10 protein-coding genes are annotated in these 14292 nt (G+C 47.7%); 7 read left to right on the plus strand and 3 right to left on the minus strand.

Annotated features, from left to right (window positions below; translation table 11 throughout):
* The 4 genes from G8770_RS17345 to G8770_RS17360 all read left to right on the plus strand — a co-directional run.
* A partial coding sequence (locus G8770_RS17345; RefSeq protein ID WP_167189798.1) for an IS3 family transposase occupies positions 1 to 478 on the plus strand: 478 nt, incomplete at its 5' end.
* 25 nt (positions 479 to 503) lie between these two features.
* On the plus strand, positions 504 to 866 hold the full coding sequence (locus G8770_RS17350) for an SDR family oxidoreductase (protein ID WP_208022333.1): 363 nt from the start codon (positions 504 to 506) through the stop codon (positions 864 to 866).
* Positions 867 to 960: 94 nt separating this feature from the next.
* Positions 961 to 2958, plus strand: a complete 1998-nt coding sequence (locus G8770_RS17355) for a glycoside hydrolase family 3 protein (protein ID WP_167189802.1) — start codon at positions 961 to 963, stop codon at positions 2956 to 2958.
* 379 nt (positions 2959 to 3337) lie between these two features.
* Positions 3338 to 4093, plus strand: a complete 756-nt coding sequence (locus G8770_RS17360; protein ID WP_167189805.1) for a methyltransferase domain-containing protein — start codon at positions 3338 to 3340, stop codon at positions 4091 to 4093.
* A 269-nt stretch (positions 4094 to 4362) separates the two neighbouring features.
* Here the strand turns inward: G8770_RS17360 and G8770_RS17370 are convergent, their stop codons facing one another.
* Entirely contained in the window at positions 4363 to 5787 is a 1425-nt protein-coding gene (locus G8770_RS17370) for an aldehyde dehydrogenase family protein (protein WP_167189807.1), read from the minus strand.
* A 39-nt stretch (positions 5788 to 5826) separates the two neighbouring features.
* The gene (locus G8770_RS17375; protein ID WP_167189810.1) at positions 5827 to 6594 is read right to left on the minus strand and encodes an SDR family NAD(P)-dependent oxidoreductase; all 768 of its coding nucleotides are present in this window, start codon (positions 6592 to 6594) and stop codon (positions 5827 to 5829) included.
* Between the two features lie 280 nt (positions 6595 to 6874).
* Here G8770_RS17375 and G8770_RS17380 point away from each other — a divergent pair, with 280 nt between their 5' ends.
* Positions 6875 to 9166 (plus strand): TonB-dependent receptor, encoded by a 2292-nt coding sequence (locus G8770_RS17380; RefSeq protein WP_167189813.1) that lies wholly within the window; start codon positions 6875 to 6877, stop codon positions 9164 to 9166.
* An 86-nt stretch (positions 9167 to 9252) separates the two neighbouring features.
* Here G8770_RS17380 and G8770_RS17385 read toward each other — a convergent pair whose 3' ends face one another.
* Positions 9253 to 10275 (minus strand): AraC family transcriptional regulator, encoded by a 1023-nt coding sequence (locus G8770_RS17385; RefSeq protein ID WP_167189816.1) that lies wholly within the window; start codon positions 10273 to 10275, stop codon positions 9253 to 9255.
* 319 nt (positions 10276 to 10594) lie between these two features.
* On the opposite strand from G8770_RS17385, the gene G8770_RS17390 reads away from it, so the two are divergent.
* Entirely contained in the window at positions 10595 to 12517 is a 1923-nt protein-coding gene (locus G8770_RS17390; protein WP_167189819.1) for a pyrroloquinoline quinone-dependent dehydrogenase, read from the plus strand.
* A 20-nt stretch (positions 12518 to 12537) separates the two neighbouring features.
* A complete protein-coding gene (locus tag G8770_RS17395; protein ID WP_208022334.1) occupies positions 12538 to 14259 on the plus strand; it encodes an acetolactate synthase catalytic subunit in 1722 nt (573 codons plus the stop codon).
* Positions 14260 to 14292 lie beyond the last annotated feature (33 nt).

The following is a 14292-nucleotide window of genomic DNA, read 5'->3' on the forward strand; positions in this document are numbered from 1 at the left end:
AGAGCCCCTTCGTCCGAACCAAGTTTGGTCAATGGATTTCATGCATGACCAGCTATCCGATGGCCGCAGTTATCGCTTGTTCAATGTCATTGATGATTACCGGCGCGAAGGGATTGCCATCGAAGCAGGCTTTTCGTTGCCATCAATCAGAGTGATCCGAGTACTAAATCAGCTACTTGAGTGGAGGGAAAAGCCAGCGGTTATACGGTGCGACAACGGCCCAGAATTTATCAGCCATGAGTTTACAAAGTGGGCGGTTGCGCATGATATCCGGATTGAATATATCCAACCGGGTAAGCCTCAACAGAATGCCTATATCGAGAGAACAAACCGGACCATCCGGTATAGTTGGGTAAGTAAACACCTGTTCGAAACGCTCGAACAAGTTCAGGAGTATGCAACTAAATGGCTTTGGTTTTACAATCACGAACGGCCACATAAGGCCAACAATGGGAAACCACCACTGATGGCTGCTTAATCTCTACTTTGAACGTCAGTTAAAAATGGGAGGATTACCGGGGCGAATTGTTAACCTCTCCTCAACTTCAATTGTCACAAACGCTATTGGCGTTAGCCACTACATGGCATTAAAAATGGGAATCATTGGTTTTACCCGAGGTCTTGCTAATGATGTGGGTAAGGATTTGATTACCGTAAATGCAGTCGCACCTGCGCTAACTGAGACGCCAGGAACTAGCCATCTTTCTCCAGAAGTACGTGAGTGTATCGTCAATCAGCAGTCATTCAAACGAATGGCAATACCTAAGGATATAGTGGGACCAATTTTGTTTCTGACAGGCGAGGATGCACAGTTTATTACTGGTCAAGTGCTCGCTGTCGATGGGGGGATGATGAAAGTCAGCTGAATATTACTGACTACAATTGATTTCAATTGTAATTTAGGCAGCGTTCAAAACCGGGGTACAACAATATTAAAGAAAACCCGAAAGAGAGAGTTCAATGATTCAATCTGTATGGATCGCAGGCATAGGCTTGACGCTGACAGCTTTTGCACTTACCGCCTGCCAGCAAACATTTCAGCCTACACGCACTTCAGATACCACTGTGTTGACCCAGCCCGAACTGAAACATCATTCAGCACCGATTCTGAGTGTTGCAAACCTGCAGTTTCGCGATCTGGATCGTAATGGAAGACTCACGCCCTATGAAGACTGGCGCCTGCCGGCGGAAAATCGGACGTCAGACCTTGTTGGGCGAATGACTCTGCGTGAAAAAGCAGGGACTATGATGCACGGTAGTCTACGGGCGGGTGGAGCGATTGGTTTGTCAGCTGAGGGGTACGATCTAACTCAAGTTCGCAAACAAATTGACAAGCAAGCCATCAGTAGCTTTATCACGCGTCTATCGGCACCCCCCCAAAAAATGGCCGAGCAAAATAACAAGATACAAGCCATTGCCGAGGAATCTCGACTGGGTATTCCATTGACGATCAGTACTGATCCACGGAATCACTTTCAATATGTCATGGGGGCAAGTGTAAGTGCAAATGGTTATTCACAGTGGCCTGAGCCGCTGGGTTTTGCTGCCTTGCGTAATCCCGAGCGAGTGAGGCGTTTTGCTGAAGTGGCTAGGCAGGAGTATCGCATGACCGGTATCCATCAGGCGCTTTCTCCGCAAGCGGACCTTGCGACTGAACCTCGTTGGGCTCGTGGCACGGGTACGTTTGGAGCCAATCCTGATCTTGTAGCGGTAATGGTTAATGCTTATGTTGCGGGCTTTCAAGGTAGTGACCAGGGGCTCACCAGCTACGGTGTGATGACGGTTGTTAAGCATTGGGTCGCCTATGGTGCTACCCCCCATGGCTGGGACGGACACAATTATTATGGTCGCTTTACCCAGGCCGACAATGAGTCTTTCGCACTCCACGTCAAACCGTTCATAGGCGCCTTTTCCGCGCACGTGTCGGCGGTTATGCCGACTTATTCGATTGTCAAAGGCGTCACCGTTGATGACAAACCACTGGAGCCGGTTGGGGCCGGCTTCAGCAAACAACTGCTCACTGGCCTGCTAAGGGGAGTTTACGGATTTGGTGGTATCGTATTGTCGGACTGGGCCATTCTGGACGATTGCCCGAAGAACACCTGTGAAGCTCCAGCGCAGCCGGGACTTATGGTTATCGGCTTACCTTGGGGGGTTGAGGATCTGTCACGCCAACAGAGAATGGTGAAAGGCCTTGAGGCGGGAATTGACCAATTCGGTGGCGCTGAGGAGACAGATCTGCTGGTCGATGCGGTTAATAAGGGATTGATCGATGAATCCAGGCTTGACCAGTCAGTCCAGCGTATCCTGCTGCCCAAATTTAAGATGGGGTTGTTTGAAAATCCTTATGTGGATGTGCATCAAGCGGCAGTGTCTGTTGTGTCTCCTGGAATTCTCGCCGAAGGCGTAAGAGCACAGGCGGAGTCCCAAGTATTGCTCAAAGCTTCTGGCGGATTGCAACCACTTGAAGCGGGTCAGTCGGTATATCTGGTTGGCGTTGATCCTGACCAAGCTATCGCTCATGGACTACTTGTAGTCGATGATCCGGAAAAGGCTGATGCTGCAATTGTGCGCATGTCGGCTCCGTTTGAACTTCTCCATCCGTTCCATTTTTTTGGTAGTCGCCAACATGAGGGGAGGCTTGATTATCGCGATGGTGACGCAGATTACGAGAAACTCAAATTGCTGCGAGGCAAGACCCGGGTTATTGCGTCCATTTTTCTTGATCGACCCGCGGTCCTCACCAATATCATCGATCTGACAGACGTGTTGCTAGGCAATTTCGGGATATCAGACGATGCATTGCTGGATGTTGTGACGGGGCGCGCGGCACCTCAAGGACGAATGCCTTTCGAACTACCTTCGTCTATGGCGGCAATATTGAATCAGGATCCGGCAAAACCTGACGATAGTATGTCGCCGCTCTTTCCTTACGGGGCCGGTATCGTCACCGACTAGATTCGAGTGTAAAACGCTTAAATTCAGGTGGGTATGAGAAGCGAGAAAGAATCTACAAAGTTTAGAATCAATAAACCTGAGTGCTAACAGCTCGAGAGGCGATAAGGTTAATAACTCGATTAACTCTCAAAATATTAATAAAGTATCAAGTTCCATTGACGGCCGTTCAAGATTTCGGTCGTCAATGTATTTGTCTAATTTATAGTCAACACTCACTTCATGTAACTCATGGTTAGCTTTGTACTGAAATATTAACTTGATATGTTACAGTATCAGTTGCTTACAGGCTCAGGGGGAAATATGATAAAACCTCATATACAGATTAATGATCTGCCTTATCATAGAAATGTACCCTACAGATATATAACTATTGAGAAACATGAAAGTCTTAGATAACCCTAATACCATTACGGAAAATCTTATTGCTAATTCCGCTATATCTCATGGAATGAGGGTGCTTGATTTTGGGTGCGGTAACGGTGAGACATCCAAATTACTAGCCAAAGCTGTTGGAGAAAGTGGCGAAGTAGTTGGAGTAGATATCAATGAGAATGCAGTTATTCAAGCCCGTGAAAAGCTAACTCTTGAAGGCTATAAAAACTGTAGATTTATACATACAGATATATCTGATCGATTGGAAAAATTAGATTACTTTGATGCAGTTTTTGGACGAAGAGTGTTGATGTATGTGCCTGATCAAAACAAGGTATTAAGTACGCTATCTTCTTTGCTTAAAGCTGGTGGGGTTATCTGCCTCCAAGAAAGCGACTCTACAATTGTGCCCGCTTCAACTGATTTATTACCTTTGCACGATAAAGTGAATGGTTGGGTTTGGGAAACTGTAAAAGCCGAGGGTGGTAACGTAAATACGGGCTTTATGTTACCTTCAATTCTTTCTAATTGTGGATTCAAGGTTGAAAGCATAAAGGCTGAGGCAATTATTCAAGGCCAAAACCTTCACTATCCTATGAGCACCGTTGTTCGTGCGATCCTTCCTCGCATTGTTGAAAAAGGCATTGCCACTGAAAGCGAAATTGATATCGAAAATCTTGACGATCGCCTGAAAAATGAGAGAGATAAAAATCAGGTATTCATTAGTGATCTTGTGTTTTCAGTAATTGCTATTAAGGTATAAAGCTAGCAATGTGTCGAAGCAGGCCGCTTTGCGTTTGGATAAGAGGTTGACAGCTTACAGTGTTAATCCTTCTTCTCCATGGGCCTGAAATCGACGCCATCACTTCCTTAAAGTCGGCCTGGATATACCGCACCGGCTGCAAACCAAGCCTGTATCACCAGCCTCTTCATCGAGCAAACCCACTGTAATCGCTGTTAAATTTCTCTGTTTATGACACCTTATGGTAGTGGAAGGATGTCTATGAGTCACACATCATATTTTATTCCCATTTAACCATTAAATCCCATCACGGCTTTAATTTCTAAAAACTCGGTAAATCCATGATGTCCCCACTCACGACCATTCCCCGATTGTTTGAAACCTCCGAAAGGGGCCTTAACATCGACGCCGGCACCATTTAAATGGACCATGCCGGTACGCAATCGCAGAGCAGTGGCTTTGGCTAAGTCTGTATTTGAAGAAGACACATAGCCAGACAAACCGTAAGGGCTGTCATTCGCAATATCAATAGCTTCGTCCAGGCTGTCGTAAGGGATAATTGAAAGTACTGGTCCGAAAATTTCTTCTTGCGCAATGGCCATTTTACCACTGACGTTCGAGAACACTGTGGGTTTAACAAAATAACCCTTTGCGAACTGATCTGGCCGACTCACACCTCCTGCAATTAAGCTCGCGCCTTCGGCTAGCCCCTGTTGAATATACTTCTGTACTTTGTACCACTGCACTTCGGAAACCACAGGCCCCAGTACAGTATTTTCTCTTGATGGATCGCCAATCAAAATGGAGTTGGCTTTTTGTTGAGCCAGTTTTTCTACTTCACCCAACAATTTCCTTGGTACCAGCATACGTGTCGGTGCATTGCAGGTTTGACCGGAATTCATCATTACAGCTTGAACATCTCTAGGGATGACTGTTTTAAGGTCGGCATCTTCAAGAATAATATTGGCAGATTTCCCTCCCAGTTCCTGAGTGACACGCTTGACTGTCGGTGCTGAGCATTTTGCCACTTCGATACCGGCATGAGTCGAACCGGTAAAAGACACCATGTCCACATCGGGGTGGCTGCTCATTATTGCACCGACAGTAGGTCCATCACCATTGATCAGGTTGAATACACCTGCGGGAACACCAGCCTCATGGAGTATCTCGGTCAGTAACAGCGCATTTAATGGGGCAACTTCACTGGGTTTTAGCACCAGGCTGCAACCGGTGGCCAATGCGGGTGCAACCTTGCAGCCAATTTGGTTAATTGGCCAGTTCCAGGGGGTAATCATGGCACAGACACCAATAGGTTCTTTGACGACCTGAGTGGTTCCAAGGGTTTCTTCAAACGCGTAATCGCGCAACACGTCCAAAGCAGTGATGAAATGGCCAAGACCACCAGGGGCATGTGCACGTTTGGCTAGCGTAATGGGGGCGCCCATTTCTTGAGAGATAATATCAGCAACATCATCCAAACGACGCTTGTAGTGTTCGATGATGCTTTCCAGCAGTTCGATACGTTCCTGACGACTGGTCAATGCAAAAGAGGAAAAAGCGCTTTTGGCCGCTGCGATGGCAAGATTGGCATCTTCGGCATTGCCCAAAGCAATGGTCTCAATAACATTTTCTGTTGCTGGATTGATGACTTTCAGAGTGTCTGTGCCCTTGGGATTTACCCATTGACCATTAATGTAAAATTGTTGAGCATTCATAGATTTTCCTTTGAACTCACTGTTTCGTGTGTAGATAGCTTAGTCGACTAACCTTGCCAGTACTTCGTTGCGGTAGCCGGTGAGTCGACCACCATCCACGACGATGGTCTGTCCGGTGATATAGCGGCTCTGTTCGCTGGCAAGAAAATGATAAACCCCAACAAGATCGTCCACTTCGGCGATACGCCCAAGAGTAGAGAGCTGTTTTGCCAGAGTATTGAGGATATGACCTGGTGGAAGCATCGGAGTTTTCACCGGACCTGGAGCCACCGAGTTACAGCGAATACCGCGCATGCCCAACTCAACGGCTGCGGTTTTTGTCATGCTGATGGTAGCAGCTTTAGTGGCACTGTAATCGAAGAATCCTTCATTCTGTTGTAAACCCGCAACTGAGGCCGTGGTGATTATTGAGCCGCCGTCATTCATGTGTCCGGGGCCATATTTTAGAATGTAATAGGTACCATAAAAGTTCAGGGCAACCAGTTTATCCAGTACCGCTTCTTCGGACTCGGTAATGTGTGTACCACGACCAGGTTTGCCGGCGTTATGGATGATGACATCCAGTTTTCCGTGAATGTCTTCGGCGGTTTGAAACGCGTTCAGAATTTCTTCACGCTGGCTGATGTCCACTTCCAGATAAATAGCTCCGTTATCCAGGATGGATTGCGGCGGGGGCTGAATATCCACAATCACCAGCTTGGCGCCTTCTAGCAGAAAGCGTTCACTGGTTCCCAGGCCAATGCCGGATGAGCCGCCGGTAATCAGGACGGACTTGTCTTTAAGACTGAACGGATTGTAGCTATTCATGATATTTTCTCGCAATGGTCTTTTTTTATGCAAACCATTGTCCATAAGAACGCCACGATCCAGCCATGACACTTCCGGACCTGTCGACTCACCAATCCGGTCATATCTTGGGCAGGTATTCCGAAGAGGATGTGCGTCCAAATCTGTGACTGACTTGACCGGAAACGACAATGTAAGTCATCACACGACTCATTAATCTGTGGTGCAAGCTGGCTGTGACTTCAAGCTACCGGACATGAAGTTAGTGCCTGATAACAAAAAATAACCGAGGAGAGTCCGTATGAAAGTTTTTAACAAACAGGCATTGGCATTGGGAATTGCCATGGCAACCGTTGGGGGGCAGGCCATGGCACAGCAAGGCAACTCTGAGGAACGTATGTTTTTTCTGGAAGAGATTGTTGTTACTGCGCAAAAGCGGGAGCAGAGTCTGAATGATGTCCCGGTATCTGTTGCCGTGGTCACTGGAGATGATCTCAAAAATTCCGGCACTCAGGATTTTCAAGCCATGGCAGACAGTGTTCCCAGTTTATCAATAACCAATGTGGCTAACATCACGGCTATTTCCATCCGCGGTATTGGGACGACTGATAACGGTGGTTTTGAGCAGTCTGTAGGCTTGTTTATTGATGGTGTTCAACAGCCAAAAGACCGTTTGTACCGCGCGACTTCTTTTCTGGATGTTGGCAGCATTCAGGTTTTGCGCGGCCCGCAGGGCACGTTATTTGGTAAAAATACCACCGCTGGCGCGATGATGCTAACGTCTAACCGACCTACACAGGACTTTGAAGGGAGTGTTACCACGGGCTATACCTTCGATGAAGGTGGAATCGGCGGCAATAATGGGGGTTATAGTGTTGAAGGATTTCTCTCCGGTGGTTTGACTAATACACTGTCAGCCCGTCTGACGTTTCGTCAAATTGAAGATGAGGGTTACTTTACTAACTTTACCCCGGACGGTGAAGAAAACGTTAATGACAAATCTCAACAGGCACTGCGTTTAAGTGTGTTGTGGCAACCCAATGATAATTTCGATGCATTGCTGAAACTTGAAAAAGGTCGTGTACGGGAAACCGGTGAGCCAAACCGTACCTTTAATCATGATACAGCGTATTCCACCAGCTTGGGGATTACTCCAGATATTGTGAATGCTGCAGCTATGTTTGCTGGACAAAATGTTGTGCCGCTAAAGGAAGGTTCTTACGCACAAAGCTGGAATACCGGTTTCGACGACACGAATAGTGAAGCGGCGACGCTAACCATGAACTGGTATGCTGGCGAGTACACGCTGATGTCCATTTCAGGCCATACGGCTTTTGATTACCAGCAAAATCGTGATTCTGACTGGATTTCTGCAGACCTGGCAAATCAAGATGACACTCAGGACTACGATGCTTTCAGTCAGGAGTTTCGTCTGGTATCTCCACAGGGACAGACCGTGGAATATGTTGCCGGATTGTATTATCAAACTACCAGTGATGAATCCAATGAGACACGCAATTTAAATGCCTCTATTTTGGGTTTACCTAATGCAATTGCCAGCCGTGACTACCAACAGGATGGAGAGACCTATGCCATTTACGGTAACGCAGATATTCACCTTGCAGATAACTGGACGTTGACCCTTGGCGTTAATTATACCTACGAAAACAAAGACGCCACCAGAGACTTATCGGTGAGTGGTGATCCAGGTGCCAGTACTGTTCTGGCTCTTTTGACCGGTGATGTTGCCCACCACATGGAAGGTGACCGATCCGTAGACCAGTTTAACAGTTCGGTAAAACTCAGCTGGAATGTAACAGACGAGACCATGCTTTATGTCAGTGCTGCGCAGGCTTTCAAGTCCGGTGGTTTTGATGAAACAGGTGGGCAGGGTGATGATCCTGGCGAGTATTTGGTTGATCCGGCGCAATTTGAGTTTGATGATGAAAAAGTACTGTCTATGGAAGTCGGTGGTAAAGGCACGTACCTGGATGGGCGTTTAAGCGCTAACTGGGCCGCATTCTATGTAGAGATGACTGATCGTCAATTTAGTCGTTATGTGCCGGGTACAGGTTTTATAGTGGGTAACTCTGGACAGGTGGATTACAGCGGTGTTGAGCTGGAAACACAATTTCTGATTACCGAAAACCTGAAGTGGGATTTACAGTTGTCTTACTTGAACGGTGAAATCGTGGAGCCGATTTCTTCACCTAATGCGGCAGGTCTTGAAAAGAAAGGCCCGACCAAAAACGCAAATTGGGGAGGTACGAATACATTGAGCTACGACTACTACGTGGGTGACTATCTGTTCAATGCGAAGATGGTTAATATTTACGATGGCGCAACTGATTTTAACGGTGCCAATCTGGATCGTGAATCAACGGTTCGCACCAATCTGCGTTTTGGTTTTGGCAGCAGTGATGGAGCCTGGGATGTGGCGTTCCTGGTAAACAATGTGACGGACGAAGAAGTGGTTCTGGCTTATCAGCAAAGTAACTTCTTTGATGCCTCTGCTGCAGGTGTAGGGACTGCCGCCGAAGCCTGGGTGCGTCCGCCACGCTCATATATGCTGCAGGGAACTTATAACTTTTAACAGAATTGTTGTAGCTATAGGTAAAGGCCGTTCATAATGAACGGCCTTTTTTGTCACTGTTAGAAATAGAAAATTAATGACCAAAATTATTGCATCAGCTGCCTGCGATAGCTACTGATGGTTTCTCCGGTCCATTGTTTGAAGCTACGGTGAAAGGATCGGGTTTCGCTGAACCCCAAGCGTTCGGCAATATCATCTATCGATAAAGATAAATCTTTCATGTAGTAGATCGCCATTTCCTGCCGCACTTCATTAAAGACTTCTTTAAAAGAGTAGCCTTCATTCAGTAGATGACGCTGAAGTGTACGGCCGCCCATATACAGGTGCTTGGCCACATCTTCCCGTGTAGGAACCATCTGCTCCAACAGCTTTCGAATCAAACTCTTGACTTTAAACGTGAAAGGAGGCGTAGATCGGATTTCACGGAGGCGAGTTTCCGCGTGAGATATGAGGATATCTCGCAGAGCAGGATCAGCTTGTGGAAAAAGTGTATCTCTTGCCATCTCGCGATCCATGCCAATGGAATAATGTTGTTGATCAAATAATAGAGGACACTCAAACGTTTCTTCATAAAGATCCATTATACGAGAGTCCTTTGGCGCAGAGTGACGAAAAGATGCGAATGCAAAACGACTAGGGAGTCTGAGTATATCTCGGGCGTAGCGAGCATGGCAGGCCAAAAGATGGTCAGCTACATTGCGTGACACCGTATCGATTTGAGGTGACAGTTCCCATCTGCTGATCAGATATTTTTTGTCTTCGGAGCTATAAAGCACCTGGCGATCCGAAAGGATGCCATAGAACTGCGAGGTAATATTGATAGCTTCCAGTGGGCAGGAGCAATTCGCATAGATGTAACCATTGATGTCATAGCTGCCCATTTCAACCTTCTGAGCCGCTTCCAGGCCAAACCAGGGTTCATCCGTCAGCTCGATACAGCGTTCCAACAGTCTGTTGCTCTGCTCAACAGGAATGCGCACATGGCGTTGAGTCACGTCACTGGTCTGTAGTCCCACATGGGATAACAAGCTAGTCGGGCAGAGTCCAAAATCGCTGGCGGTTTTTAAAAAAGGGATCAATGAACCTGAGTTTACACGGTATTCGATCATAGGTGCTCTCTTTGCAAATCATTCGCAAGTGGCTTTTGCTTTTTATAGTGTTTTACGTCCTAACCATAGGCTAATAAAAGCTGTCCGGAAACGTGATTGCTATCGACCATTCCAGTCAGTGATTTTACCTGCAGTTATCCTAATATGGTAGCGATTGGCTTATTTCGTAAAAAATCCAACATTTATCAAAATCTACCAGAAAATTCCCGTGTGAGCCAAGAGCTTGTGCGGGTAAAGCTTGTGACTATTCGAAAGAATCTAGTCATGTCATTAAATAAGATCTTAAGGCGCAGATGTGAAGGCAGCAGTAAAAATTATAATGACAACAGCGAGTATCTTTTCGTTATTGACGATATTCAGTGTGGCCGTAAATGCAGATTCGACACTGTGGAACTATCCGGCGGGTAGCGCCGGGGGCGAACGTTATTCTGGATTGACACAGATAACCAAAAACAATGTCGATCAATTGCTACCGGTTTGGGAATACCATTTTGATGAGGCTGAATCGAAAAAATACCCATCTTCTTTGCAAATGACCCCACTGTACTTACCGGAAAGGGCTGGTGAACACCTTGTGACCTGCAGTCCGTTTGGCCGTATTGTGGCGATTGATCCGGAAACCGGAGAAGAAAAGTGGCGATTTGACTCAGAGCTGGATGAAAGCCAGGTGCGAAATCACTTTAAGTGTCGTGGTATTACCTGGTGGGAAGATCCATTAAAAAAACAAGGTGATCATTGTAAGCAGAGCTTATACATGGCGGTGATCGACCGTCGAATTGTCGCAATTGATGCAGTTGAGGGAACGGCCTGTCAGGGCTTTGGTGAAAATGGCGTGGTCAAGTTGTATCAAGGCGATAAGCGTACGGCTACTGTTTTCTCCACATCTCCACCCGTAGTGGTGAATAATAATTTGGTGGTTGGCTCGCAGATAGAAGATTTTAATAGTGCACATATGCCTGCCGGGACGGTACAGGCTATAGATGTGCGTACTGGTACTTCACGCTGGTCATTCAGTACCATTCCCGAGCAGGACCACAATACTGAAAGCTGGCCCGCGAATCCCAAAAAAATCAGTGGTGCAGCCAATGTCTGGGCGCCATTGTCTGTAGATGCTGAGCGGGACATGGTGTTTGTACCTACCAGTTCTCCATCACCGGACTATTACGGCGTCTACCGGCCTGGTAACAATGAGTACGCGAACTCATTAGTGGCGTTGAATGGTAGTACTGGAGAAGTGCTGTGGCATTTTCAGTTTGTTCATCATGACCTGTGGGATTACGACACGCCTTCGCAACCGATTTTGACGGACATTAAACGCGACGGGAAAGTTATTCCTGCGGTGATTCAAACTACCAAACACGGTTTGGTGTTTATGTTTAACCGTGTTACGGGTGAGCCTCTATTTGATATTGAAGAGCGGCCGGTGCCGAAGTCTTTGGTTAAAGATGAACGTGCGTCACCTACTCAGCCATTTCCGGTAAAGCCCTTACCTTTGGTGAATCATGCCATCGGTGCTGAAGATGCCTGGGGATTTACTTTCTGGGATGAAGGTAAGTGCCAGGAAGCTTTCAGAAAACTGCACAATGAAGGCATTTTTACACCCTTCAGTACCACGCCGACGCTGTATAACCCCAGTGCGCTGGGGGGGATGAACTGGGGCGGTGCCTCGGTGTCGGTAGAAGATCAAACGCTGTATGTAAATCTCAGTAATATGGCGATGTTTGGTCAGTTGGTACCCATTGACCAGGCCAATTCTCAAGGAGAGTGGAACCCTGCGTTGACCCAGGTGAACTCTATGCAAGGGACGCCTTATGCCATTGTGATGGGCGTAATTTCGTCTCCTTTGGGGGTTCCCTGTTCTCCACCACCTTGGGGGAAATTAGTGGCGGTTGATCTGCAAACCGGTGACTTGCGCTGGACTTCGCCCCTGGGTTCAGTGCACGAAATGGGTCCTGTAGCCCTGCCATTTGAAATTGAGCTGGGTACTCCGAATCTCGGTGGTCCGTTGTTGACCAAGAGTGGCTTGATCTTTATTGGTGCCACCACAGATCGTCGTTTCCGTGCGTTCGACAGCAAAACCGGCGAGAAGTTGTGGACCGCGACCTTGCCCTTTGATGGCTCTGCGGCCCCGATGACGTTTGAACACAAAGGCCGTCAGTACGTTGTTATCGCTGCCGGAGGACAAATTGCGTTTGGTCGCCCGACAGGTGACTCCATTATGGCCTATGCGCTACCTGAATAACCTATGATGAGATAAAAATAATGAATGAAGAGTTGTTGAATGCCTTGCAATTGATGAAACCGCCACAGCGTTTCGCGGCTTCATTAAAACGTCACGGTGTAGAGTATCTTTTTGGTCAGAGCAATCCTCCGGCGATAACCCTGGCGGCAGATGATATTGGTATCTCGCAAATTGGTTACCGTCAAGAGAACGCGGGTACCTATATGGCCGATGCCTACGCGCGAGTAACAGGAAAAGTTCCGGTGGTGACTGCGCAAAACGGTCCTGCGGCTACCTTGCTGGTAGCGGGACTGGCGGAATGCTTATCGGCATCGACGCCAATTGTGGCTCTGGTGCAGGACGTTGGTCCCAATAACCAGGATCGAAACGCATTCCAGGAGCTGGATCAGGTCGAATTGTTTAAGGGGGTATCCAAATGGACAAAACGTGTTACCTCTGCCGATCGGATCGAAGATTATGTGGATATGGCGTTTGCCGCCGCTGCAGGTGGTCGGCCGGGCCCGGCGGTGCTGTTAGTATCCATGGAACTGCTGGCAGAGCGAGATGAAAAACCGGTGGCACCTCGCAAAGCGTGTTTGGGGTATTATCCATTGGATCGAACTCAGGCAGATCCCGCCAAACTGGTTGCAGCCGCTGAACTTTTAGCCAATGCAAAGGCGCCGATAGTGTATGCCGGTGGTGGTGTTATGGGTTCACAGGCGCAGCAAGCGTTACGTGAGTTGCAAGAACTGGCTCATCTTCCGGTGGCCACCAGCACCATGGGAAAGGGTAGTGTGGATGAGACACATCCCTTATCCATCGGCATTATTGGTTACTACATGGCGACTCGCGGTATGACAAAGTTTGCCAAGCCGTTGGTACAGGATGCAGATGTAATTTTACTGATCGGTAATCGCACTAATCAAAATGGAACGGATTCCTGGACGCTGTTGCCCAAAAACGCCACCTACATTCACATCGACATTGATCCCATCGAGATTGGTCGTAACTATGAATCCTTACGCTTGCAGGGTGATGCTAAATTAACGCTGCAGGCCTTAAACGAGATTTTGGCGGGGCAGGATTTAAGCATACGCCAAGCGGCCCGTGAACAGGTTGAGTCCATCATTGCTGCGTCCAAAGCCGCGCACCAAACAGAAATTATCGAAGTGACCCAGGCAATCATCAACCCGATCCGTCCGGAACGGGTCATGGCAGAGCTGGAACAACAATTGTCAAATAATCACATCGTGGTGGCCGATGCCAGTTTCTCTTCGATTTGGATCGCTAACTACTTGACCGCTAAAGCTAACCGCCGTTTCATCACCCCGCGTGGTCAAGCAGGTTTGGGGTGGGGGTTCCCGATGGGATTGGGGGCAAAATTGGGCAACCCGGATCGACCGGTAGTGTGTGTGGTGGGTGACGGAGGTTTTGCCCATGTTTGGTCGGAGCTGGAAACCGCCAAACGACACGGCATCCAAGTGGTGGTCATCGTGATGAATAACGCCATTTTGGGGTATCAAAAACACGCAGAAGATTCCGGTCTGGGGCGTCACAGTAACGTGTGTGAATTCGAACCGGTAGACCACGCAGCGATTGCGGAAGCCTGCGGTCTTAAAGGTATTCGTGTGGAACGGGCTGAGTACATTGCCGCAGCTTTAGCCCTTGCGATGTCTTCAGATCAATCTGTAGTGATTGATATACTGGTAGACCCCGATGCCATGCCACCCGTGAAAGTGTTTGAACGGCTACCCAACTATTAAGGCTGATAACTATACAATTTTGGTGCTCTCTTG

Origin of the sequence: Pseudomaricurvus hydrocarbonicus, from assembly GCF_011602365.1 — a bacterium.
GTDB classification, from domain to species: domain Bacteria; phylum Pseudomonadota; class Gammaproteobacteria; order Pseudomonadales; family Cellvibrionaceae; genus Pseudomaricurvus; species Pseudomaricurvus hydrocarbonicus.

Excerpts from the sequence above, each read along its gene's own strand:
- G8770_RS17375 (WP_167189810.1), bottom strand. The coding sequence starts at position 6,594 with ATGAATAGCTACAATCCGTTCAGTCTTAAAGACAAGTCCGTCCTGATT.
- G8770_RS17385 (WP_167189816.1), bottom strand. The coding sequence starts at position 10,275 with ATGATCGAATACCGTGTAAACTCAGGTTCATTGATCCCTTTTTTAAAA.
- G8770_RS17380 (WP_167189813.1), top strand. The coding sequence starts at position 6,875 with ATGAAAGTTTTTAACAAACAGGCATTGGCATTGGGAATTGCCATGGCA.
- G8770_RS17355 (WP_167189802.1), top strand. The coding sequence starts at position 961 with ATGATTCAATCTGTATGGATCGCAGGCATAGGCTTGACGCTGACAGCT.
- G8770_RS17370 (WP_167189807.1), bottom strand. The coding sequence starts at position 5,787 with ATGAATGCTCAACAATTTTACATTAATGGTCAATGGGTAAATCCCAAG.
- G8770_RS17350 (WP_208022333.1), top strand. The coding sequence starts at position 504 with ATGGGAGGATTACCGGGGCGAATTGTTAACCTCTCCTCAACTTCAATT.
- G8770_RS17360 (WP_167189805.1), top strand. The coding sequence starts at position 3,338 with ATGAAAGTCTTAGATAACCCTAATACCATTACGGAAAATCTTATTGCT.
- G8770_RS17395 (WP_208022334.1), top strand. The coding sequence starts at position 12,538 with ATGAATGAAGAGTTGTTGAATGCCTTGCAATTGATGAAACCGCCACAG.
- G8770_RS17390 (WP_167189819.1), top strand. The coding sequence starts at position 10,595 with ATGACAACAGCGAGTATCTTTTCGTTATTGACGATATTCAGTGTGGCC.